We start from the raw sequence: 21,492 nt of genomic DNA on the forward strand, positions 1-21,492 counted from the left end.
CCGTCCCGACGGGCCCGGGCGTCGCGAAGACCGACGCGGGTCCCGAATACTGTGTCCCTCCGGGGGAGCACCCCCGACCCCAGCCGCAACCCCCGTGGGCGGATCGGCCCGCGGGGGACAGCGCCGGCGACGCCATACGATCGTCGGCGCCTCGTCCATCGTGGGCGCAGACCTGTGTCACGTCACAAGGAGCATCACTATGCCCGCGCCGGCAGGCGACCCCCAGGCCAAGGAACGCGAGCTCGCCGCGGAACAGGGCCATGTCGATCGCTCCTACACGCGCCTGGAACACATGCGCGACGAAGCCCAGGCGCTGCTCCGGCAGGGCTACCGGCAGGCGCAGGTCGGCACGCGCGCGGCGCTGGTCGAGCGGGACGTCATGGTCTACCGCGCCGAACTGTGGGCCCGCTCACTCGACGCCGCCGACGACGGACTCGTCTTCGGCCGCCTCGATCAGCTCGACGACGAGGTCCGGCACATCGGCCGGATCGGCATCCGCGACGAGGACAGCGAGGTGCTCGTCGTCGACTGGCGCGCGCCCGCGGCGGAGGCGTTCTACCGGGCCACCCCGGACGACCCGCGCGGTGTGGTCCGCCGCCGGGTGCTGCACTGCCGAGGCCGCTCGGTGGTCGACATCGAGGACGACCTGCTCGACCCGGACGCCGCCGGCGACATGGTCATCGTCGGCGACGGCGCCTTCCTGGCCGCGCTCTCGCGCACCCGGGACGGCTCGATGCACGACATCGTGGCCACCATCCAACGCGAGCAGGACGAGGCCATCCGGGCGCCGATCGACCGCTCGGTGATCGTGCGCGGCGGCCCGGGCACCGGCAAGACCGCCGTCGCGCTGCACCGGGTGGCGTACCTGATGTTCCAACACCGCCGCCGCTTCGGCTCCCGCGGTGTGCTCGTGGTCGGCCCCAACCCGCGCTTCACCGCCTACATCGAACGGGTGCTGCCCTCGCTCGGCGAAGGCGGCGCGGTACTGCGCTCGCTGGGCGACATGGTCGACGGCGTCGAGGCGGCCTACCACGACGACGCCGCGGCGGCCAGGCTCAAGGGCGCCGCCGCGATGTCCCACCTGCTCCGCCGCGCGGTGGCCGACGTGCCGGCCGGCGCGCCGACCGAGTTCGCGATCTCGCACCGGGGCACCAGGATCGTGCTGGACCACAAGGCGCTGCGCCGGATCCGCCGCGAGGTGCTGGCCAAGAACCGCGGCGGCCCCAACACCGCCCGACTCCAGGTGGCCCGCCAACTGCTCACCGAGCTGTGGGGTCGACTGCTCTCGCGCGGCGCCGGGCGCGGCGAGAAGGACGCGTTCCACGAGGACGTGGCCGCGCGCGAGGAGTTCGCGGCGTTCCTGCGCGCCTGGTGGCCGCTCCAGCGGCCCGCGGACGTGCTGGCCGGCTTGGCCGATCCGGAACGGCTGCGCCGTTTCGAACGCGACCTGACGCCCGCGCAGGTGTCCGTACTGGCGAGTTCGTGGGCGCGCACCGCGCGCACCGGCGAGGTCTCCTTCCACGACGTGGCGCTGATGGACGAGCTGACCGGCCTGCTCGGGCCGCTGCCGCGCAAGCGCACGGTGGCCTACGGCAACCCGGACGAGGACAACCCGTACGTGGTGGACGGCCGGGACATCTTCAGCGGCGAGGCGGTCGGCCGGGACGTCCCGGACGAGATCACCGAGGTGACCACCTACGCGGACCGGATGGCCGGCGGCCGCGGTGCGCGCAGGCCGCGCGACGAGGACGAGGACGAGCCGGTCGAGTACGCGCACATCGTCATCGACGAGGCGCAGGACCTGACCCCGATGCAGTGGCGCATGCTCGGCCGGCGCGGCCTGCACGCGACCTGGACCATCGTCGAGGACCCCGCGCAGAGCGCGTGGGAGGACCCGAGCGCGTCGGCGGCGGCGATGGCCGAGGCGTTGCGCGAGCGGGGCCGGTACGAGTTCGAGCTGACCACCAACTACCGCAACCCGGTGGAGGTGGCCGACGTCGCCGCGCGGGTGCTGGTGCGGGCGGTGCCCGGGGCACGGCCGGCTCGGGCGGTGCGCAGCGGCGGCGAGCCGCCCACCGTGCACGCCACGGCGGGGGAGCGGACCGGCCCGGTGGTGCGCAAGCTGGTGCGCGAGCTGCTGGAGACGGTCGAGGGCACCATCGGCGTGGTCACCCCGGTCGGGGCGACCGAGGAACTGGCGGCCGAGCTGGCGGGCCTGGATCCGCGGGTGCAGCCGATGGACGCGCTGGACGCGAAGGGCCTGGAGTTCGACGTCGCGGTGATCGTCGACCCGCGTGGGATCGTCGAGCAGTCGCCCAACGGCATGCGCACGCTCTACGTGGCGCTGACCCGGGCCACCCGGCTGCTGGCCGTGGTCACGGCGGACCCGGATTGGACCGCGGAGTTGCTGGGGATCGAACCGCGCTGACCGTCGCGGGGACCGAGGGCCGGCCTGCCCTCGGTCCCCGCGGGCGCGGTCGGGCGGGTGCTACCCGGCCACGCCCGCGCACAGGGCGCGCAGCGGTGCGATCACGCTGTCCGGGCGTTCGGTGAACACCATGTGCCCGCAGTCGGGCTCGACGTGCAGCGTGGCCTCGGGGAGTTCGGCCGCCAGCGCCCGGCTGTGCGCGAGCGGGGTGAGCCGGTCGTGCGCGCCCACCACGATGTGCACCGGCACATCCGCGAGCGCGGTCAGCGCGCCGGCCTTGTCGTGCCCGGCCAGGGCCGGGAAGAAGCCGCACACCGTGGTCATCGGCGTCGCGAACACCATCTGCGCACAGTCGCGCACCACCGTCGGGTCGGCCGTCGGGCCGAACAGGCCGCGCTGCACGACCCGCAGATGACGCGGCCGGTCCGGGCCCGGCAGCAGGGTCCGGCCCCGGGTCACCAGGCGTGGGTGGCGCCGCCCGAACGCGAAGAATCGGGTCTGCGCGGCCGACCTGAGCCGCACCGCCGCGGGCAGCCCGCGTCCGGTCGGCACCAGGTCGCCCGCCGAGGTGCCGACCAGGACCACCCCGGCCACCCGAGTCCCGAACAACTCGGGACGGGCCGCGGCCAGCGCCATGATCGTCATGCCGCCCATGGAGTGTCCGCACAACAACACCGGACCACTGGGCGCGACCGCGTCGAGCACGTCGGCGAGGTCGTCGCCCAGCAGGTCGATCGTCCACGGCGCGGCCCGCCCGGCCGTGGATCGCCCGTGTCCGCGATGGTCGTAGCCGACCGCACGCACCCCCGCCGCCACCAGTGCCTGGATCTGCGCCCGCCAGATGTCGCCGTGCAGGGTCCAGCCGTGGGCGAAGACGACCGTCACCGCCGCGTCGGGCGGCCCGGACACGCTCACCCGAAGTTCCGCGCCGTCACCGGTGCGAACCGTGACGTCCTGTCGTACGGGTGACCCGGTGCTCCCGATGTCCGCCGTCATGCTCGCCTCCCACTCGTGCCCTCTGCTGCTTTCTACCCACCGGTAACGGGGTCTGAATACCCGTCCGAGGGCAAAACCGGCACCGCGGCGGGCGGCTGTGACGCCGCGCGCGGGCCGGGCGCCGACGTGGTGGGCCCGGTGCGCCCGGAGACCAGGCGCACCACCGGTTCGAAGATCGACCCGAGCAGCCGGGAGCCGACGTCGATCACGGTCGCGTCCGCGCCGACGAACACCCGGGCCCGACCGCGAAGCACACCACGCAGGATGATCCGGGCCGCCCGCTGCGCCGAGGTGCGCGACACCGCGTCGTGCAGCGCCACCACCGCGTCCCTGTCGTGCCCGGCGGCGGCGCGCGAGTTGCGCACGATGTCGGTCTTTATCCCGCCCGGGTGCACGGTCGTCACCCCGACCCCGGAGCCGGAGAGCCGCATCTCCTGGCGCACCGACTCGGTGAAGCCGCGCACGGCGTATTTGGCCGCGCAGTAGGCGCTCTGCGAGGGCACGCCGAACAGACCGAACACCGAAGAGATGTTGACCAGGTGGCCCTGGGAGGAGCGGCGCAGGTGCGGCAGGAACGCCTTGGTGCCGTAGGCGACACCCCAGAAGTTGATCCCCATCAGCCATTCGAAGTCGTCCCAGGACATCTCCTCGACGTCCGCGGTCAGCGCGACGCCGGCGTTGTTGACCACCAGGTCGACCCCGCCGAACCGCTCGGCGGTGGCGTCCGCCCAGGCGAGCACGGCCGTGCGGTCGGCGACGTCCAGGACCGTGCAGTGGATCTCCCGCGCGCCCAGTCGCGCGGCCTGCGCCTCGGTCTCGTCGAGCCCCGCCGCGTTCACGTCGGCGAGGGCGAGCCGCGCGCCGTGCGCGGCCAGTTCGCAGGCCAGGGCTCGCCCGATGCCCGACCCCGCGCCGGTGACGACGCACACCCGACCTGTGAATTCCCGGATCACACGCACTCCCTGTCCATACCGCCCGAACCCCTCGCCGGGCGCCGCGCGCGCCCGACGCGTGCATCCCATCAGATCCCGACGACCGGTTGAATCCGATAATCCGATAACTGGCCTAGGCGAGCCGATCCCACCGCCGAGCCCGATGACCCGCCGGCGAGAACCGGCGGGTCATCCGCCGGAACCGGGTCAGCGAACCCGGCCACAGCGCGGTGACCCGGCCGTTGCGCTCGTCCAGATACCAACTCGTGCACCCACCGGTGGCCCACACCGTGCGGCCCATGCGCTCGTCGAGCCACCCGTTGTACGCGTCCTGCGTCGTGGGCAACACCTCGACGTCGGCGATGCCCTGATCGTGCATCTGCCGGATCGCGTCCACCGCGTAGCGCACCTGCGCCTCGATCACCACGGTCATCGACGAGTGCCCCAGCCCGGTGCCCGGACCGATCACCAGGAACAGATTCGGGAAACCGGCCACCATCGCCCCCCGATGGGCCGCCATGCCCTCGCGCCACACCTCGCTCAGCGTGCGCCCGTCGCGCCCGGTCACCACGCTCGCGATCGGCGGCCGGGTGGCCTCGAAGCCGGTGCCGAAGACGATCGTGTCCGCCTTGTGCTCGACCCCGTCCGCGGTGACCAGCCCGCCCGGCCGCACCGAGTCGATCGCCGAGGTGATCACCTCGACATTGGGCTTGGTCAGCGCCGGATAGTAGTCGTTCGACAGCAGCACCCGCTTGCAGCCGAACCGGTAGTCGGGGGTCAGCCGGGCGCGCAGTTCGGGGTCGGCGACCTGCGCGCGCAGATGCGCCAGGGCCTGCTTCGTGGCCGCCGCGCTGATCAGCTCGCGCGGCCCCAGGAACGCGCCGAGGGTGGCCTCGCGCTGCCAGTACAACCCCTGACGCACCAGTCGCTGCGCCGTCGGCAGCCGCCGGTAGAGCCATCGCTGCCAGTCGGGCAGCGGTCGGTCGTGGCGCGGCAGGATCCATGGCGGGGTGCGCTGGTAGACGTCCAGGCGGCTCGCCCTCGGCTGGATGTGCGGGACGAACTGGATCGAGGAGGCGCCGGTGCCCACCACCGCGACGTGTCGGCCGGTCAGGTCGTGCTCGTGGTCCCAGCGGGCGGAGTGGAACACGTGCCCGCCGAAGTCGGCCAGGCCGGGCAGTGCGGGCAGTGCGGGCTCGGTGAGCGGGCCCGCCCCGGCGATCACCACGTCGGCGGTGTAGCTGCCGGCGTCGGTGGTCAGGTGCCAACGCGCCCGCTCGTGCTCCCATCGGGCCGCGGTGACCTCGTGACCCAGCCGCAGGTGCGGCAGCAGTCCGAACCGGTACGCGCAGCGGCGCAGGTACGCCTGGATCTCCGTGCCCGGTGAGAACGCGTGCGACCAGGTCGGATTCGGCGCGTACGAGAAGCAGTACAGGTTGGACGGCACGTCGCAGGCCGCGCCCGGGTACGTGTTGTCCCGCCAGGTGCCGCCGACGTCGTGGGCGCGCTCCAGGATGACGAAGTCCTCGATGCCGGCATGGTGGCGAAGCCGGTGGCCGGCGGCCAGACCGGAGAAGCCCGCCCCGATCACGGCCACCCGAACGTGCGTCGTGTCCACTGCGGCCTCCGTACCGGGTAGGGGCGCTGCATCTGGAGGCTACTGACAAGTAGCCTCGGTGCGGAAGACCGGACGCGGTCCTTGCGTCCATCGTTGCCGCCGTACGGTGATGCCGCCGGCGCACCCCGCGCCCGCCGCCGCCCCGTCGTCGTTCGGGCACGCGTACGGCCCCGCGTGGTAGGGAAGGGGAGATCGATCGGGCCCGCGGGATCGCGGCACGCCCGCGGCACGGCGGTGAGGAGCACGACGATGGCCGGGATGCGTTACCAGGTGGTCCAGGACGGTGCCGGGCGGCCCTCGAACGGGCCCTGCGAGCACCTGGGCTCGCTGCCCGAGACGGTGCGGCCTGGTTCGACGAAGGGCTGCGAGGACTGCCTGCGCGACGGTACTCGGTGGGTGCACCTGCGGGAGTGTCTGACGTGCGGTCACATCGGCTGTTGCGACAGCTCGCCGCACCGGCACGCGACCGCGCACTGGCACGCCGTGAGTCACCCACTGGTGCGCTCGTTCGAGCCCGGCGAGGACTGGGCCTGGTGCTACGCGGACGAGCTCGTCGCGGTGCCGGTGGACTGACGCCCGGGGACATGTGTCGGTGCGGCTGCCTAGACTCCCAGGCGTGGTCGACACAGCCGGAATCGGTGGGAGTACCCGATGAGTGATCTCGTGACAACGGACGGCGCCGACGTGGTGGAGGTGCACTTCGAGCCGTTTCGGATGGAGCTCACCGGCTACTGCTACCGGATGCTCGGCTCGGTCTTCGAGGCGGAGGACGCGGTCCAGGACACCATGGTGCGGGCCTGGAAGAGCTTCGACCGATTCGAGGGCCGCTCCTCGGTGCGGTCCTGGCTGTATCGGATCGCCACCAACGTGTGTCTGGACAGCCTGAACGGGCGCGAACGCCGGGCCCGACCGATGGACCTGTCCTCGCCGGTGTCCGCCTCCTCGGCACTGACCCCCGCACTGCCCGAGGCCACCTGGATCGAGCCGATCCCGGACGGCCGGATCGTGCCGAGCGTGGCCGACCCGGCCGAGCTGGCGGTCGCGCGCGAGAGCGTGCGACTCGCCTTCGTCGCCGCCCTCCAGCACCTGCCGCCCAAGCAGCGCGCCGTGCTGATCCTGCGCGAGGTGCTGGCCTGGAAGGCGAGCGAGGTCGCCGAACTGCTCGGCGGCACGGTGGCGTCGGTGAACAGCGCGCTGCAGCGGGCCCGGGCCGCGCTCGCGGAGAACGAGCCCGCCGCGACCGACCCGGTGCAGCCGCTGGACGAGGAGCAGCAGTCGCTGCTCGCCCGCTACGTGGACGCCTTCGAACGCTACGACCTCGACTCGCTCACCGCCCTGCTGCGCGAGGACGCGACCTTGTCGATGCCGCCGTACGAGTTGTGGCTGCGCGGGCACGAGGACATTCGGGCCTGGTTCCTGGGCACCGGCAGTGGTTGCCGCGGTTCGCGGTTGCTGCCGATCGTGGCGAACGGCACGCCGGGCTTCGGGCAGTACCGCCCCAGTGGCCCCGGTGGCGGCTTCGAGCCGTGGGCGCTCCAGGTGATCGAGATTTCACAGGGGCAGATCATCGGCCTCAACTCGTTCCTCGATGTCCCGCACCTGTTCCCCCTGTTCGGCCTGCCGGCGACACTGGACGCCTAGCGATGCGCCGTGGCCGGCCGGGACGATGGTGTCCAGGCCGGTCAGGGTCAGCAGGTCGCGCAACTCACCGCCCGCGCCGTGCAGTCGGATCCGCCGATCGAGGCCGCGCGCGGTGAGTTGGAGTCGGGCCAGTGCCTCGATCGCGGCCAGGTCCGGGCGGGTCAGCGCGCTCACGTCGCAGGGGAACGGGTCGGCCGGATCGTCGTGCAGCAGTGCGAGCAGGCGTACGCACAGGCCGGGGACGTCCGTGCGGGCGAGCGGTGCGCGGACGACCAGTGCGCCGGGTGGCGTGGTGGGTGCTTCGGGTGGATCGACCATCGACGACCTCCTGTGACGACGCTGTACCCGGTTATGACCGCTTCGGCGGGCAAAACTCATCACCCGGGTTTGCCCGGAGGTCGTCGAGGGTTTCCCGGTGGGGGTGCAAAGTGTGGCAAGTCCCTTGTGGAACGGGCTGTTTGGCGTGACGTAGGCTGGCGCCGTACCGACTTTCGAGGGGATGACACGTTGTCCGAGCAGGACTGGGCACCCACCGGGATCGACGTCAGTCGCCCTCACCCCGCCCGTGTGTACGACTACCACATCGGCGGCAAGACCAACTATCCGGTCGATCGCGAGTTGGCGGAACGGTTCATCGCGGTCGCCCCGCAGACCTCGGTCACCGCGTTGGACAACCGGGCCTTCCTCGGGCGCGCCGTGCGGTACGCGGCGGAGCAGGGCATCGAGCAGTTCCTCGACATCGGGACCGGGATCCCGGCGCCCGGCAACACGCACGAGATCGCCCAGGAGGTCATCCCGTCGGCCCGGGTGGCCTACGTGGACAACGACCCGATCGTGCTGGCGCACGCCCGCGCGCTGATGCCCGCCACCGATCGCGGCCGGACCACCTTCACCATGGGCGACGTGCGCGAGCCGGAGAAGATTCTGGCCGCGCCCGAGGTGCGCGAGGTGATCGACTCCGAGCGCCCGGTGGCGCTGATGCTGGTGGCGATCCTGCACTACGTCTCCGCCGCCGAGGATCCCGCGGGCGTGGTCGACCGGTTGTTGTCGGCGATGCCTTCGGGCAGCCTACTGATCGCCTCGCACACCACGTCGGACTTCCTGCCGCCGATCGCCGCGGAGCGGGTGCTGGAGATCAACGACGACTCCGAGTTCATGCTGCCGCGTCCGCACGCCGAGATCGCGTCCTTCCTGACCGGCGTGGAACTGGTCGAACCCGGCCTGGTCCAGGCGCCGTTGTGGCGTCCGGAAGAGGGCGCGGACCTGTCGCCCGAGCGGCTGGCGCAATCGTGGATCTACACCGCGGTCGGTCGCAAGGTCTGAGCGGCGCCGGGGCGCCCGAACACGGCGCGAGTGCGGCGTCCGGCCGCCGGATCGGTGGCCGGACGCCGCACTCGACGCGCGCTACGGCAGGGTGTCCGCGACCGCGGCGACCAGTGCGCGCATCAGCGGTGTCTCGTCGATCCAGGCGACCGCGTCGCCGCGTCGGCGCGGCTCGGCGTCGGCCCGGATCGCGGACGCGTTGCGCTGCAGCCAGGCCGCCGCGTTCGCGCAGTGGTAGGGATGCATGTCGGCGATGGTCAGCACCGCGCCGCCCGCGGTGGTCCAGGTCAGTTCCCGGCGCAACAACTGCGCCCACGCGCCCTTGCGATGCCCGCCGCGCGCGATCAGCGCCTGACGGCCGGCCCGGGTGATGCCCATGTTGCGCCCGCGCAGCGGCACTTCGGCGCCGAGCCGGACCAGTCGGCCGCGCTGGAGGGTGGCCAGGGTGCGCAGCGAGATGCCGGGGGCGCCGTCGCGCACGCCGTCCGGGTGGGTGCGCACGGTCTTGGTGTCGATCCGGGTCAGGGCCCGGCGCACGGTCGCGGGTTTCACAGGGGTCAGCCGGATCATGGTGTTGACAGTGGTCATCGAGGGATCCTCCTCTGCGTCGAGCCGCGGCGGGTCGGCCGCGGTGGCGCTCAACCCATGCGTCCAGCATCTCATCCGGCACCGACATCAAGACCGGCGCGACCTGCGCATTCGTCAATCAAGTCCGGTTGTCGGTACGCAAGTTGACGGTGGGTCGGGAGGTTCGCCCGCGCCGCCGACCGATGGATCGGGCGGGCTCGCGCGCGGGATCAGGCGGGGAGCCACGCGGGTGCGTCGTGGCCCCACGGGGTGGGCGGCCGACGCCATGCCGCGGGCAGCCCGGGCAGTGCGAACGGCGGCGGCGCGTGGGTGAGCGGGCCGAGGGCCGTGTCGGTGGTGGCCGGATACGGGGCCGGGTCGTACGGCGGGGCTTCCTCGACCTCGCCGGGCGCGTGGGCGCCGATCGCCCAGTGGGCGGTCCGGGCCGGCGCCAGGTCGATCCGACTGCCCCGGCGGTCGGCCAGGCGCAGCGTCAGGGCGCGCAGTACGGCCGCCGCGAGCAGATACCCGGTGGCCCGGTCCAGTGCCTGGATCCGCAGCGCGCCCGGCTCCGGCCGGTCGCTCGCCTCGATCCGGGCGATGCCGCAGGCGGCTTGGACCAGGCTGTCGAAGCCGCGCCGGTTCACCCACGGCCCGGGACCCCACGCGTTGAACGCGGCGGTGATCAGCCCCGGGTGGCGGGCGGCGAGGGTGTCTTGGTCCAGGCCCGGCGCGGGGGTGGTACGCATCGAAGCCTCACAGTTCTCGGAACTCCGCAGTCGATGGGGCGCCTGTTCGAGGGCCCCGGTCGGCAAACCGGCGGGTCGTCGGTGTCCGACGGTGCTCGCGTCCGCACTGTGGGCGTCCGGGCAAACGATTGGTCACTCGTTTGTGGAGGGGTTGTGCGGTTTGCCCTGTCGGGTGCGGTCGTGTTCGAGACTGAAGTCATGAGGCGGATCTGGGGCGGGGACGGCGGGTCGGGGCTGGGGTCCCACGACGCCCTCTTCAAGGACGCCCGGCTGAGTGTGTCGGCGCGCGGCCTCGCGGTGTATCTGCTGTTGTTACCGGACGGCGCCCTCCCGGATCCGCGGGTGTTGGCCACCCGTCCGGGGGAGAGCGTCGAGTCGATCACGGGCTATCTGGACGAGTTGGCGACCGCGGGCTACCTGACCCGGGTTTTGGGCCGGAACGCGCGCGGCGACGCGATCGAGGAGGTCCGGCTCGCGGCGAATCCGGGCGAGCACGCGGCGGCGGCCGGGCGGCCGTTCCGCTGGGCGTTGCCCGGGCGTCCGGTGGGCGACTGAGTCCCCTCCGGCGCGCTACATGTCCTGCCAGATCGGGGGCCGGCGCTCGCGGAAGGCGGCGGCGGCCTCGCTCATGTTGCCGGTGAAGGTGCCGAGCACCTGGGTGCGGTTCTCCAGTTCGATTTGTTGGCGCAGCGACGTCGCGCCGATCCCGGACCACAGGCCCTTCTTGGTCATCCACACGCCGTATTCGCTGTTGGCCGCGATGCCGCGGGCCAGGTCCAGTGCCGCGGGCAGGTGTTCGCCGGCCGGCACGCGGGCGTTGAGCAGGCCGTAGGCGTCGGCTTCGGCGGCGTCGAAGTGTCGCCCGGTGAGCATCAGTTCGGCGGCGCGGGTGGGGCCGACCAGGCGCGGCAGCAGGTAGCTGGTGCCCACGTCGGCGGAGGACAGGCCGACCTTGATGAACACCGAGCCGAACCGGCTGCTCTCGTCCGCGACGCGCAGGTCGCAGGCCAGCGCCAGGGCCAGGCCGCCGCCGACGGCCGCGCCGTGCACGGCGGCGATCACCGGCTTCTCGCATTCGTGGACGGCCAGGATCAGCTCGGACAGGTGTTCCTGCGAGCGGTAGACGTGCCCGACCGGGCCGCGGCCCTCGGCGTCGGGCGCGTGGTCCGGGTCGCCGGAGAGGTCGGCGCCGGAGCAGAACCCGCGACCCTCGCCGGTCAGCACGAGCGCGCGCAGCCCGCGTTCGCGGTGCAGGCCGGCGAAGGCCGTCTTCAGGTCGCTCACCATGGTCGCGGAGAGCGCGTTGAGCCGGTCCGGCCGATCCAGCCGGACGATCGCGATGTGGGGTTCGGGTCGCTCGATGCGCACGTATTTCATGTGACTCAGTCAAGCATATTCACCGGGTGAAGGAAATGCCGGCGAGGTGCCGCCCCGGACGAAGTTACCTGCCGGTAGCATCGCGACCATGACTGAATCGACGACCGACTTCGACGCCGTCGCCGAGGGCCTGCGTGCCTCGGTGCCCTTCGTGCGCACGCTCGGCCTGGAGTTCGTGGAGCTCGCGGCCGATCGCGCCGTGCTGCGCCTGCCGGACGAGTCCGCGCATCACAACCACATCGGCGGCCCGCACGCGGGCGCCATGTTCACCCTCGCCGAGTCCGCCTCCGGGGCGATCGTGCTCGCCGCGTTCGGCGATCAACTCGCGCGCGCGACGCCGCTCGCGGTGGATGCCGGCATCCGCTACCTCAAGGTGGCGCGCGGTCCGGTGCTGGCCGAGGCCAGGCTGGGCCGCCCCGCCGCCGAGGTGGTCGCCGAACTGGACGCCGGCAAGCGCCCGGAATTCGTGGTCGCGATCACGATTCGTGACGAAGCGGGCACCACCACCGCGGAGATGACCGTCACCTGGACGCTGCGCCCCAACCGCGCCTGAGAGGCGCACACTGGCGGTGACCGGTGGACGTTTCCGATCACCGCGTGCGGGCAGGCAAGGGCCCTGCCGGTCGGGAACGTCCCGATCATGGGTTTCGTCGGATTGGTGATGGTTTCCTATTCTGTGCGGATGACCGGACCGATCGTGGTGGGCAAGGTGTCCCGCCGACTCAGGATCCGCGAGGCGTGGCGACCGTGGCGCCGCGTCCTGCGGGCCCTGACGACGGCTCTCGTCGTGTTGTCGATCACCGTGGTCACCGGACTCGCGGTCGCGCGGGCCACCGTGCTTTCCGGCGACTGGTACGACGGCGTGCTCGAACGCGAGCACGCCTACGACCGGCTCTACGACGAGGTGCTGGTCGACCCCCGTCTGGCCGGCGTCACCAACGACCTGCTGGGCCGGCTGCCGATACCGCCCAACCAGGTCACCGCCAACCTGCGCCTGGTGCTGCCGCCGTCCACGCTGCGCGGGATGGTGCGCGAACAGGTCGGGCACACCGTCGGCTACCTGCGCGGCGACGAACGCGAACTGCGGCTGACCGTCGACCTCAAGCCGGTGATCAACAACCTGGGCAAGGTCGCCGACGTCTTCGTCGGCGACCTCACCGGCGACGTGCCCCGGGTGACCGAGGACAACGCGCCGGCCCTGGTGGACGGTGTGTCCAAGGCGCTGGACGCGCTCGCCCAGGGCCGCCCGCCGCAGGCCCTGCCGGCGCTGAACCTGGACCCGGCCGCGGCCCCCGAGGTGGCCGATCTGATCCTGGCCCGGCTGCCGGTGGAGGCGCGTGCGCCGATCCGCGGCCAGGTGGTCGCCTCGCTGCGCGCCGACGACCTCGGCGGGGTGCTCGTGGCCGTCGTCCCGGCGATCTTCGGGGAGAAGGTCCGGCAGGCGCAGCTCGGCCTGACCGGACTCTCGGGTGGTGGCACCTGGGACCTGACCCTGGACCTGCGGGCGAGCCAGGCCGACCGGGACACCCGGCTCAAGCTGGGGCAGCTCGAACAACTGCGCGCGATGACGGTGTTCGGCCTGGGCCGGCTGCTCACCGCGGCGAGCGTGACCGCGCTGCTGGGCCTGGTGGTGCTGTGGCGGACCGGGTCGGCGCGCGGTGCGGCCCGGCTGCGGCTGCCCGCGTTGGCGCTCGCGGGCGGCGGGCTGCTCGCCGGGCTGGGCTGCCTGGTCGCGTGGGGCCTGCTGCCGCACGTGGTCTCGGAGAACCGGGATGGCTGGGCGCCCTCGGTGGTCCGGCTGACCGGCGACATCCAGGAGGCCGCGGCGCGCGACATCGTCGGGGTCTGGCTGGCCGCGGCGGCGGTGCCGCTGGTGTTCGGCGGGGTGACCTTCGGTGCGATCGTGCTGTGGGACAAGCACAAGCACCGGCGGGCCGCGCCGGTGCGGCACACCACCCGGCAGGTGCTCACCTCGGGCGCCGCGGTGGTCGCGGCCGGGGCGATCGCGCTGACCATCTTCGTGCCGGTGCCCACCTCCGGCTCCGGCTCCGACGCCAAACGCTGCAACGGGATGACCGAGCTGTGCAACCGGCGCTACGACCAGGTCGCCTATCTGGCCACGCACAACTCGATGTCCTCCACCGCGGCCCGATTCCTCAGCCCGCTCCAGGACGCGGACATCGTCACCCAGTTGGACGCCGGCGTGCGCGGCCTGCTGGTGGACTCGTACACGTGGGAGGCGCCCGAGGAGGTGGCCGGCCGGCTCGCCGAGTCGGACCTGGACCCCGAGTCGCGCAAGATCGTCGCCGGCGTGGTCAACGACGTCGCGCCGGCCCGCCCCGGGCTGTGGTTGTGCCACTCGGTGTGTCGGGGCGGTGCGTTGCCGATGGTGGAGACGCTGCGCGCGGTGGGCCAGTGGATGGACCGCAATCCGCACGAGGTGGTCACCTTGATCGTGCAGGACGCGATCACCGCGCAGCAGACCGAATGGGCGTTTCGCGAAGCGGGCCTGGAGCGACTGCTGTTCACGCCGGCGGCCGACCCGAACGAGCCGTGGCCCACGCTCGGTTCGATGATCGAGCGCAACCGTCGCCTGGTGGTCTTCGCCGAACGCGCCGACGGCCCCGTCCCGTGGTACCGCAACTTCTACAAGTACGGGATGGAGACGCCGTACGCCTACGCCAGCCCGGCCGAGATGAACTGCGCGCCCAATCGCGGCGACGTGGACAAGCGGCTGTTCCTGTTGAACAACTTCGTCACCTCCACCGGCGGCAGCCGAATCGACGCCGGCCAGGTCAACTCGCGGCCGTTCCTGCTGGATCGGGCCCGCCGATGCGAACGCGAACGCGGTGCCCAGGTGAACTTCGTCGCGGTCGACTTCGCCACCATCGGCGACGCGAAGGGCGCCGTGGACGTGTTGAACATCACCCGGAAAACTCACTGACGGGCCGTCAATTTATCGACAGTCGGAGTCAGTAGGAGAGGCCGTGTCCGGTTTCGAAGAGCGGTTCGGCGTCGGCCGGCAGGTCGCTGGCGAGTCGGCCGGCGGGCGCGTAGCGGCCGAACACGACGTCGAGCACCCCCTCGTCGTCGGCCCCCCGGGTGCCCAGCAACGCGGCGCAGTAGCCGACCAGATCGGCCACCGCGGCCGGCCGGAAAAGGTCGATCACCGCGACCGTGGGCACCGACGCGGCGATGTCCACGATGCGTTCCAATTCGGCGCCGCGATGGTCCTCGGGCAGGCGCAGCAGGGCCACGTCGGCGTCCGCGAGGTCGGTCACCACCGTCGCGTAGCGGGCCGCGACACCGGTGTCGACGTGCTCGGTGTACACGCGCAACGCGTCGCGCAGGGGTAGGGCCGGTCCGCCGCTCGTGCTGATTCGCGAGCTGATGCGGTTCGTGAGCAGCACGACGGCGTGCGGGTCCCGATCCGTCATGGGTGAGCCCTCCTCCCGGCCGCGGCAGGCGCCGCCCTGACCCCGGACCCTACGCGCCGGGGACGACGTCTCGGGCACCAGGTTGCCGGTGCCTACCCCGAACCGGCCCACTCAGCCGGGCGCGTCCAGTGCCGCGGCCGCGGTGCGGGCCAGTGCGATCAGCCGTTCGCGATCGACGACCGGGACGGTGATGTCCACCGAGGTGACCAGTTCGCCGCGGGCCCGGGCGAAGGCGAGGCCGTCGCCGCGGGCGGGATCGCGGTAGATCACCGCCGCGTCCGAGATCCCGGGCAGCGGCTCGTACGGGCCGGGACCGGTGGCGGTCGCGCGCGCGGTGTCCAGCGGTCCGCCCACCATCGCCTGCGGCAACTGCCCCACGGTGACGGTCAGTACGCGCCGGCCCCCGGAGTCGAGGTACTCGCACGTGCGCCCGGCGTTCGCGGGCCCGGTGTGCACCGGGCCGAGCGCGAGCACCTCCTCGACCCGGGTGGGCGAGAGCAGGTCGCAACTGTCGGCGGGCGATGTGCTGTTGCCGATCGGGGAGGGGGTGGGCCGCGGTGGCGCGCCCGCGTTGTCGCCGGGCGCGGGGGCGGAGACGGCCGCGCGTCGCGGCGGCGGGTCCGAGTCGTCGCAACCACCCAGCAGGCACGCCAGACCCACCACCCCCACCAAGGTGGCGGCGGGCCCGACGCGCGCGGTCACAGCCGGCCGACCATCGTTCGGGCGATGCCGGCCAGGACGTCGGGTGGCACGTCCTTGTCGGTGCGGCTGACATACACGTCCACGTCCAGATAGGTGTCGCCGAGTTGCTTGCTCCAGACCACGCCGTTGGAGATCGAGCCGCGATAGGTGAAGGCCGCGTCGCCGACCGCCGGCAGGATCACCGGGTTGTCGCTCGCGCTGATGGTGCCCTTGGCGGCCTGCTCGGCAGTGCTGTACCGGGGATTACTGGTGGACGTCATCACGGTCATCATGGACAACCCGCGGGAGTCCCGGTAATGGCAGAACGAACTGCTCGATCGTTTGGTCACTTCGGCCTCGACCACCGGCAGTCCGAGGGCCGTGGCCACCTGCGCGGGGGTGAGGAAGCGACAGGGGTCCTCCAGATAGGGCCCGATGGGCCCGGTCGCCGGTGCCGAGGTGCCGGTCGAGGAGGCGCTCGACGAGGCGCTCGGCGGGGCGGTGGTGGACGAGGGCGTGTCGGTGGGCGGCGCGGTGCTGCGGCGCGGCGGCTTGGGCGGCGGTGTGCCGGTCGGCTCGCCGGTGGGCGCCTTGCGGCCGCTCTCCAACGCGCGAACGGTGTCCAGCGGCGACCTGTCGTCGTTGCCACAGCCGGCGGCGGCGCCGCCCACGGCCAGTGCGACGAGCACGGCCGTCACACCCCTACGGACATTCCTGATGCGCACTGTGGTGTTCCCCCCGGTGTTCGAAGTGCAGTCGTCCATGAGATGAACCTAGGGCCCGAGGCGTTCCCGAACGAGTGGTACCTCCCTTGCAAGTCGAGGGGGATGCGAGGGCGCGATAATGCGCCCATGACTTCCGCACCACACTCAACCACCCACCCCGGGGCTCGCGCGGTGAGCCAGGCCGTGATCCTCGCCGGCGGGCAGGGTTCCCGGCTGCGCCCCTACACCGACGATCGACCCAAGCCGATGGTGGAGATCCCCGGCACCGGCACGCCGATCATCGGACACCAGCTTCGCTGGCTGGCCGCCGAGGGCGTGCGCGATGTCGTGGTCTCCTGCGGGCACCTCGCGGAGGTGCTCCAGGACTGGCTCAAGAGCGCCGATCTGCCGGTCCGCGTGGAGACCGTCGTGGAGACCGAACCGCTGGGCCGGGGCGGCGGGTTGAAGTTCGCCGCCGCCGCGCTGCCGCGCCCGGACGAGCCGTGGTACGCCACCAACGGCGACATCTGGACCCGGTTCTCGCTCACCGAGATGGCGGCCTTCCATCACGAGCGCACCGCGCTGGCCACGCTCGCGCTGGCCCGGCCCCGGATTCCGTGGGGAGTGGTGGAGACGGACAAGTACGGCCATGTCCTGGACTTCATCGAGGCGCCGCCCTCGCCGTATCTGATCAACGCGGGCGTGTACGTGTTCGCGCCCGAGTTCACCGCGCTGCTGCCGGATGTCGGCGACCACGAGCGCACCACGTTCCCCGGGCTCGCCCGGACCCAGCGGCTGGCCGGGTTCCCGATTCCGCAGGGTGCCTACTGGCGGGCGATCGACACCGCCAAGGACCTGTCCGAGGCGGCCAGGGAGTTGCGCGGCGACGGCTGAGCACCGCGTCCGGGGATCGAACCGTCCGGCCCAACCGCTCGGCGGCTGGGCCGGACCGTTCTCCCGGGGTTTGCTGCCTGACGGCTTCCTCCGTCAGCGAGTGGGTTGTTCGGGGTCTCGTCTACGCGTTTCCCGTGACCCCCGCGGCCACGGGCTCGAGCGTGTCGAGTCGATCGTTCGGCCGCGGTGTCAGGACGTGATGCCCGCCCGGGCACCCGGATTGGCGGTGTCGCGCACCACCCTCAGGCCGTCCAGCAGTCCGGCGAGCTGGCCCTCGGTCAGCGGATCGACCAACCAGGTCTGCAGCAGTTCGACATGGCCGGGCAGCACGCCGCCGATCCGGTCCGCGCCGTCGCGGGTGAGCACGGCGAACAGTGCCCGTCGGTCGGTGGGACAGTTCTCCCGGGCGACCAGTCCTTCCTTTTCCAGGCGATCCACCACCCGGGTCACGCCGGATGTGGACAACGATGTCTGGGCGGCGAGATCGCTCATCCGCAGGCGTTGCTCGGCCGAGCGGGACAACCGGACCAACACGTTGAAGTCCACCGTGGACAGTCCGTGCTCGCCCAACTGCGGAGCGAGTCGGTCCATCAGGCCCGTGTAGACCTCCACGAGCAGTCCCATGGCGGTGATCCGTGGATCGTCGAAGGCGCTGATCATCGAAGGGACGGGGGATGCGGCTCTCGGGGGAGTTTGCATGCTCCTATCATAGCTAGTAGTTGATATGCGGAATATCTTTGATGAATCTATTGCCTGAGGCGATATCCGCAAAGCAACTACTTCCCTCCGGGGAGTGCGGCATCCGCGCTCAGCGGCTCGCCAGGAACGCGTCCACCTGCTCGTGGATGTAGGCCACGTCCTCGGCGTCCATCCGGTGGTTCATCGGCACGATCAGCGCGTGCTCCATCACCCGGTCGGCGTTCGGGTAGCCGGCCGGGTCGGCCCGGTGCGCGATGTCCTTGAAGCCCGGCTGGCGCAGGATGTTGCCCGACCACACGGTGCGGGTGGACACCCCGCGTTCCTCCAGCCACGCCTGCATCTCGCCGCGGGTGAAGGACAACCCCTCGTTCAACAGGATGGGGAAGTTGAGCCAACCCGTCTCCAGGCCCTCGGTCTGCCGCGGCGCGGTGAACTCGGGACGTGCGTCGAAGTAGGCGTGGTGCGCCGCGAAGTGCTCCTGGCGGGTGGCCAGGAACCGGGGCAGCTTGGCGAGTTGGGCCAGGCCGAAGGCGGCGCCCAGCTCCGAGGGCTCGAAGTTCCAGCCGATCTCGTCGAAGATGAACAGGTTGTCGTACAGCACGCCGTCGATCTCCTCGAAGAAGTCGCGGTTGCCGCGCTTGGAGCCGAACAACTGCAACTCGCTGCGCCGGCCCCAACGGCGCAACATCAGGCCCCGGTCGCGCAGGTCCTCGTCGTCGGTGAGCACCATGCCGCCGTTGCCCGCGCAGGTGATGATGTGCGACATCGCGAAACTGGTCACCGAGATGTCCGCGCGGGTGCCCGTCGGCGTCCCGCGCAAGGTGGCGCCGAGCGCGTCGCAGGAGTCCTCGATCACCCGGAGGTCGTGCCGGTCCGCGATCGCGCGGATGGTGTCCCAGTCGGGGGCGTTGCCCGCGAGGTTGGGGGTCAGGATGGCCCGGGTGCGCGGGCCGATCAGGGCCTCGATCCGGGCCGGGTCGATCTGGTAGGTGTCCGGTTCGACATCCGCGAGCACCGGTACCAGACCCGCCTTGACCATCGGGGCGATGTCCGTGGAGAAGGTCAGCGTGGAGGTGATGATCTCGTCGCCGGGGGACAGTCGCAACAATTCGATCGCGAGGTAGAGCGCCGAGGAACCCGAGTTGCACATCAGGCCGTTGCGCTTGCCGAACAATTGCGCGACGCGCGTTTCCATGGCCGCCACGTTGCGCCCGATGCCCATCGCCGAGGGCGGCCCGTTCAACACCGCCAACATCGCGTCGATCTCGCTCTGATCGTGCACGCTGCCGGCGTATGGGATCTTGCGCATGAGTGCCTACCCTCGTGGTGATGTCGCGATCGCAGCACGGCTGACGAAGTGTCAGGGCGATGTGTCATAGCTATCATGGCTATGATGGGCGAACAAGACGATGGGAGCTGAGCGTGCGCTACACCACCGTGGGCAAGTCGGGTCTGAAGGTCTCCGCGATCGGCCTCGGCTGCAACAACTTCGGGATGCGGATCGACCAGGACGGCGCCGACAAGGTGGTCGGCGCCGCGCTCGACGCGGGCGTGACCCTGTTCGATACCGCCGACATGTACGGTGGCGGGAAATCCGAGGTGCTGCTGGGCAAGGCACTGGGCCACCGCCGCGAGGACGTGGTCGTGGCGACCAAGTTCGGCGCCAAGGTGGCCGAGGGGCCGTACGGCCGCGGCTCCTCGCGACGGCACATCGTGCGGAGCTGCGAAGGCAGCCTCCGGCGCCTGGGCACCGACCACATCGACCTGTACTACCAGCATTACGCCGACCCGGACACCCCGATCGAGGAGACCCTGGCCGCGCTCGACGACCTGGTTCGGGCGGGCAAGGTGCGCTATGTGGCCGCGTCCAACCTGGCCGCGTGGCAACTCGCCGACGCCGCGCACCTGGCGGGCTCGACCCGCTTCGTCGCCGCGCAGATCGAGTGGAGCCTGCTGAATCGCACCGTCGAGCGGGACATGGTGCCCGCCGCCCGACACTTCGGCGTCGGTGTCGTCCCATACTTCCCGCTCGCCTCCGGCCTGCTCAGCGGCAAGTATCGGCGCGGCGAGGAGTTCCCCCGGGACAGCCGGTTCGCGGCCGTCCCGTTCTTCGCCGAGGGGGTGGCCACCGACGACAACTTCGCCATCGTCGAGCGGCTCGCAGCCTACGCCGAGAGCCGGGAGCTGACCCTGCTGCAACTCGCGCTGTCCTGGCTTGCCGCGCAGCCCGAGGTGTCCTCGGTCCTGGTCGGCGCGACCCGACCCGAGCAGGTCTCGGCCAACGCCGCCGCGGTCGTGGAACTGACCGCGACCCAGGTCGCCGAGGTCGCCGAACTCGCCGCGGCGGTACCGGCGTGAACGCGGCGGCGCAACCGGTCCGCGCCGGCACCGAACGATCCCTGCGCAACGCCGGCATCGCGGACGAACTCGCCCGCCGGCTGCGCCGCCGGATCCTGGACGGCCCGCTGCGCGACGGCGACATGTTGCCCAAGCAGGACGACCTGATCGCCGAGTTCGGTGTCGGCCGCACCACGCTGCGGCAGGCGTTTCGGATCCTGGAGACCGAGGGTCTGATCACCGTCAAACGCGGCAACACCGGCGGTGCGGTGGTACACGTCCCGCAACCCACGGACGCGGCACACATGTTCGGCATGGTGATGCACGCGCGTCAGGTCCGGCTGGACGACCTCGCGCAGGCGCTGCGCCGGTTGGAACCGGTCTGCGCCGCGTTGTGCGCGGCACGTGCGGACCGGGCCACGGAGGTGGTGCCGTGGTTGCGGGAGGTGCACGCGCGGATGGAACTCGCGGTCGAGGACGGGCCGGCCTACATCCGGGCCGGGCGCGACTTCCACGAGGCGCTGGTGTTGTTGTGCGGCAACGAGACGATGAAGATCCTGCTCGGTGCGGTCGAGGTGTTGTGGGCGCAGCAGGAGCGGGAGTGGGCCCAGGAGGCACTGGCCGATACGGGGGAGCGGGTTCGACGCGCGGGTTTGCGGGATCACGAGCGGTTGATCGCGTTGATCGAGGCCGGCGACGAGACCGAGGTCTACCGCGAGTCGGTAAGCCACCTCGAAGCGGCCCAGGACTACCCCTTGCGCGACCGCGGCGGCGCCCCCATCACCTCCCCCTGACCCCACCGCCCAACGGCCCCCAACCCCACCCAACACAGCCACCCATCCCGGTCACCCAACGCGGCCAAGCAGCCCAGCCACCCGACCCGGCCGAGCAGCCCGGCCACCCAACCCGGTCACCCGGCCCGGCCGAGCAGCCCGGTCACCCAACGCGGCCGAGCAGCCCGGTCACCCGGCCCGGCCGAGCAGCCCGGCCACCCAACCCGGTCACCCAACGCGGCCGAGCAGCCCGGCCACCCCGGTCTCGAAGACACAACTGCCGCTGCCGACGACTACAGAGGTGTGGCTCTCGGGGGGCGCCGGCGCAGGGGTGTC

General features: G+C 71.8%; 22 protein-coding genes. 10 read left to right on the top strand and 12 right to left on the bottom strand.

What is annotated here, in order from left to right:
* Positions 1 to 199 precede the first annotated feature (199 nt).
* Complete coding sequence (locus tag ACFXMF_RS02440) at positions 200 to 2,428, top strand: UvrD-helicase domain-containing protein (protein WP_360306069.1); 2,229 nt, start codon at positions 200 to 202, stop codon at positions 2,426 to 2,428.
* A gap of 60 nt (positions 2,429 to 2,488) precedes the next feature.
* On the opposite strand, the gene ACFXMF_RS02445 is transcribed toward ACFXMF_RS02440, so the two are convergent.
* The 3 genes from ACFXMF_RS02445 to ACFXMF_RS02455 all read right to left on the bottom strand — a co-directional run bounded on the left by ACFXMF_RS02445 (position 2,489) and on the right by ACFXMF_RS02455 (position 5,974).
* On the bottom strand, positions 2,489 to 3,424 hold the full coding sequence (locus ACFXMF_RS02445) for an alpha/beta hydrolase (protein ID WP_360306067.1): 936 nt from the start codon (positions 3,422 to 3,424) through the stop codon (positions 2,489 to 2,491).
* A 32-nt stretch (positions 3,425 to 3,456) separates the two neighbouring features.
* Positions 3,457 to 4,377 carry an SDR family NAD(P)-dependent oxidoreductase gene (locus ACFXMF_RS02450; RefSeq protein WP_360306065.1) on the bottom strand — a complete coding sequence of 307 codons (921 nt, stop codon included), beginning with the start codon at positions 4,375 to 4,377 and terminating at the stop codon, positions 3,457 to 3,459.
* A 112-nt stretch (positions 4,378 to 4,489) separates the two neighbouring features.
* Positions 4,490 to 5,974 (bottom strand): NAD(P)/FAD-dependent oxidoreductase, encoded by a 1,485-nt coding sequence (locus ACFXMF_RS02455; protein ID WP_360306063.1) that lies wholly within the window; start codon positions 5,972 to 5,974, stop codon positions 4,490 to 4,492.
* Positions 5,975 to 6,223: 249 nt separating this feature from the next.
* On the opposite strand from ACFXMF_RS02455, the gene ACFXMF_RS02460 reads away from it, so the two are divergent.
* Positions 6,224 to 6,547: a ubiquitin carboxyl-terminal hydrolase 14 gene (locus tag ACFXMF_RS02460; RefSeq protein ID WP_379988438.1), complete on the top strand. Its 324-nt coding sequence runs from the start codon at positions 6,224 to 6,226 to the stop codon at positions 6,545 to 6,547.
* Between the two features lie 78 nt (positions 6,548 to 6,625).
* Positions 6,626 to 7,615, top strand: a complete 990-nt coding sequence (locus ACFXMF_RS02465) for a sigma-70 family RNA polymerase sigma factor (protein ID WP_379988436.1) — start codon at positions 6,626 to 6,628, stop codon at positions 7,613 to 7,615.
* Here the strand turns inward: ACFXMF_RS02465 and ACFXMF_RS02470 are convergent.
* Positions 7,526 to 7,933, bottom strand: a complete 408-nt coding sequence (locus ACFXMF_RS02470) for an STAS domain-containing protein (protein ID WP_360306059.1) — start codon at positions 7,931 to 7,933, stop codon at positions 7,526 to 7,528. The genes ACFXMF_RS02465 and ACFXMF_RS02470 overlap by 90 nt on opposite strands.
* A gap of 189 nt (positions 7,934 to 8,122) precedes the next feature.
* Between ACFXMF_RS02470 and ACFXMF_RS02475 the strand changes: the two genes are divergently transcribed.
* Complete coding sequence (locus tag ACFXMF_RS02475; protein WP_379988434.1) at positions 8,123 to 8,938, top strand: SAM-dependent methyltransferase; 816 nt, start codon at positions 8,123 to 8,125, stop codon at positions 8,936 to 8,938.
* Positions 8,939 to 9,019: 81 nt separating this feature from the next.
* Here the strand turns inward: ACFXMF_RS02475 and ACFXMF_RS02480 are convergent, their stop codons facing one another.
* Entirely contained in the window at positions 9,020 to 9,526 is a 507-nt protein-coding gene (locus ACFXMF_RS02480; RefSeq protein WP_360306055.1) for a hypothetical protein, read from the bottom strand.
* A gap of 209 nt (positions 9,527 to 9,735) precedes the next feature.
* A complete protein-coding gene (locus ACFXMF_RS02485; protein WP_379989426.1) occupies positions 9,736 to 10,254 on the bottom strand; it encodes a CoA transferase in 519 nt (172 codons plus the stop codon).
* 198 nt (positions 10,255 to 10,452) lie between these two features.
* On the opposite strand from ACFXMF_RS02485, the gene ACFXMF_RS02490 reads away from it, so the two are divergent.
* On the top strand, positions 10,453 to 10,809 hold the full coding sequence (locus ACFXMF_RS02490) for a hypothetical protein (RefSeq protein WP_360306051.1): 357 nt from the start codon (positions 10,453 to 10,455) through the stop codon (positions 10,807 to 10,809).
* Positions 10,810 to 10,824: 15 nt separating this feature from the next.
* On the opposite strand, the gene ACFXMF_RS02495 is transcribed toward ACFXMF_RS02490, so the two are convergent.
* Entirely contained in the window at positions 10,825 to 11,631 is an 807-nt protein-coding gene (locus tag ACFXMF_RS02495; RefSeq protein ID WP_360306049.1) for an enoyl-CoA hydratase-related protein, read from the bottom strand.
* A gap of 88 nt (positions 11,632 to 11,719) precedes the next feature.
* Between ACFXMF_RS02495 and ACFXMF_RS02500 the strand changes: the two genes are divergently transcribed.
* Together ACFXMF_RS02500 and ACFXMF_RS02505 are read left to right on the top strand one after the other, a co-directional pair.
* Positions 11,720 to 12,184, top strand: a complete 465-nt coding sequence (locus ACFXMF_RS02500) for a DUF4442 domain-containing protein (RefSeq protein ID WP_379989424.1) — start codon at positions 11,720 to 11,722, stop codon at positions 12,182 to 12,184.
* 129 nt (positions 12,185 to 12,313) lie between these two features.
* Positions 12,314 to 14,575, top strand: a complete 2,262-nt coding sequence (locus ACFXMF_RS02505; RefSeq protein ID WP_360306045.1) for a hypothetical protein — start codon at positions 12,314 to 12,316, stop codon at positions 14,573 to 14,575.
* A 28-nt stretch (positions 14,576 to 14,603) separates the two neighbouring features.
* On the opposite strand, the gene ACFXMF_RS02510 is transcribed toward ACFXMF_RS02505, so the two are convergent.
* The 3 genes from ACFXMF_RS02510 to ACFXMF_RS02520 all read right to left on the bottom strand — a co-directional run bounded on the left by ACFXMF_RS02510 (position 14,604) and on the right by ACFXMF_RS02520 (position 16,447).
* Positions 14,604 to 15,068 carry a hypothetical protein gene (locus ACFXMF_RS02510; RefSeq protein WP_360306043.1) on the bottom strand — a complete coding sequence of 155 codons (465 nt, stop codon included), beginning with the start codon at positions 15,066 to 15,068 and terminating at the stop codon, positions 14,604 to 14,606.
* Positions 15,069 to 15,179: 111 nt separating this feature from the next.
* Positions 15,180 to 15,770: a DUF3558 family protein gene (locus ACFXMF_RS02515; RefSeq protein ID WP_360306041.1), complete on the bottom strand. Its 591-nt coding sequence runs from the start codon at positions 15,768 to 15,770 to the stop codon at positions 15,180 to 15,182.
* Positions 15,767 to 16,447 carry a DUF3558 family protein gene (locus ACFXMF_RS02520; RefSeq protein ID WP_360306039.1) on the bottom strand — a complete coding sequence of 227 codons (681 nt, stop codon included), beginning with the start codon at positions 16,445 to 16,447 and terminating at the stop codon, positions 15,767 to 15,769. Before ACFXMF_RS02520 ends, ACFXMF_RS02515 begins: the two co-directional genes overlap by 4 nt.
* A gap of 153 nt (positions 16,448 to 16,600) precedes the next feature.
* On the opposite strand from ACFXMF_RS02520, the gene ACFXMF_RS02525 reads away from it, so the two are divergent.
* Positions 16,601 to 17,347, top strand: a complete 747-nt coding sequence (locus ACFXMF_RS02525; protein WP_360306037.1) for a nucleotidyltransferase family protein — start codon at positions 16,601 to 16,603, stop codon at positions 17,345 to 17,347.
* Between the two features lie 189 nt (positions 17,348 to 17,536).
* Here ACFXMF_RS02525 and ACFXMF_RS02530 read toward each other — a convergent pair whose 3' ends face one another.
* Positions 17,537 to 18,007, bottom strand: coding sequence for a MarR family transcriptional regulator (locus ACFXMF_RS02530; protein WP_360306035.1), 471 nt, complete (start codon positions 18,005 to 18,007; stop codon positions 17,537 to 17,539).
* Between the two features lie 148 nt (positions 18,008 to 18,155).
* On the bottom strand, positions 18,156 to 19,355 hold the full coding sequence (locus tag ACFXMF_RS02535) for a DegT/DnrJ/EryC1/StrS family aminotransferase (RefSeq protein WP_360306033.1): 1,200 nt from the start codon (positions 19,353 to 19,355) through the stop codon (positions 18,156 to 18,158).
* Between the two features lie 113 nt (positions 19,356 to 19,468).
* Here ACFXMF_RS02535 and ACFXMF_RS02540 point away from each other — a divergent pair, with 113 nt between their 5' ends.
* Positions 19,469 to 20,404: an aldo/keto reductase gene (locus ACFXMF_RS02540; RefSeq protein ID WP_360306031.1), complete on the top strand. Its 936-nt coding sequence runs from the start codon at positions 19,469 to 19,471 to the stop codon at positions 20,402 to 20,404.
* Positions 20,401 to 21,177 (top strand): FadR/GntR family transcriptional regulator, encoded by a 777-nt coding sequence (locus ACFXMF_RS02545; protein ID WP_379989420.1) that lies wholly within the window; start codon positions 20,401 to 20,403, stop codon positions 21,175 to 21,177. Before ACFXMF_RS02540 ends, ACFXMF_RS02545 begins: the two co-directional genes overlap by 4 nt.
* Positions 21,178 to 21,492 lie beyond the last annotated feature (315 nt).

The organism is Embleya sp. NPDC059213, assembly GCF_042754445.1.
GTDB lineage: Bacteria > Actinomycetota > Actinomycetes > Streptomycetales > Streptomycetaceae > Embleya.

Coding starts and splice junctions, on each gene's coding strand:
- ACFXMF_RS02440 (WP_360306069.1), top strand. CDS start 200: ATGCCCGCGCCGGCAGGCGACCCCCAGGCCAAGGAACGCGAGCTCGCC.
- ACFXMF_RS02445 (WP_360306067.1), bottom strand. CDS start 3,424: ATGACGGCGGACATCGGGAGCACCGGGTCACCCGTACGACAGGACGTC.
- ACFXMF_RS02460 (WP_379988438.1), top strand. CDS start 6,224: ATGGCCGGGATGCGTTACCAGGTGGTCCAGGACGGTGCCGGGCGGCCC.
- ACFXMF_RS02465 (WP_379988436.1), top strand. CDS start 6,626: ATGAGTGATCTCGTGACAACGGACGGCGCCGACGTGGTGGAGGTGCAC.
- ACFXMF_RS02470 (WP_360306059.1), bottom strand. CDS start 7,933: ATGGTCGATCCACCCGAAGCACCCACCACGCCACCCGGCGCACTGGTC.
- ACFXMF_RS02480 (WP_360306055.1), bottom strand. CDS start 9,526: ATGACCACTGTCAACACCATGATCCGGCTGACCCCTGTGAAACCCGCG.
- ACFXMF_RS02485 (WP_379989426.1), bottom strand. CDS start 10,254: ATGCGTACCACCCCCGCGCCGGGCCTGGACCAAGACACCCTCGCCGCC.
- ACFXMF_RS02490 (WP_360306051.1), top strand. CDS start 10,453: ATGAGGCGGATCTGGGGCGGGGACGGCGGGTCGGGGCTGGGGTCCCAC.
- ACFXMF_RS02495 (WP_360306049.1), bottom strand. CDS start 11,631: ATGAAATACGTGCGCATCGAGCGACCCGAACCCCACATCGCGATCGTC.
- ACFXMF_RS02500 (WP_379989424.1), top strand. CDS start 11,720: ATGACTGAATCGACGACCGACTTCGACGCCGTCGCCGAGGGCCTGCGT.
- ACFXMF_RS02505 (WP_360306045.1), top strand. CDS start 12,314: ATGACCGGACCGATCGTGGTGGGCAAGGTGTCCCGCCGACTCAGGATC.
- ACFXMF_RS02510 (WP_360306043.1), bottom strand. CDS start 15,068: ATGACGGATCGGGACCCGCACGCCGTCGTGCTGCTCACGAACCGCATC.
- ACFXMF_RS02525 (WP_360306037.1), top strand. CDS start 16,601: ATGACTTCCGCACCACACTCAACCACCCACCCCGGGGCTCGCGCGGTG.
- ACFXMF_RS02530 (WP_360306035.1), bottom strand. CDS start 18,007: ATGATCAGCGCCTTCGACGATCCACGGATCACCGCCATGGGACTGCTC.
- ACFXMF_RS02535 (WP_360306033.1), bottom strand. CDS start 19,355: ATGCGCAAGATCCCATACGCCGGCAGCGTGCACGATCAGAGCGAGATC.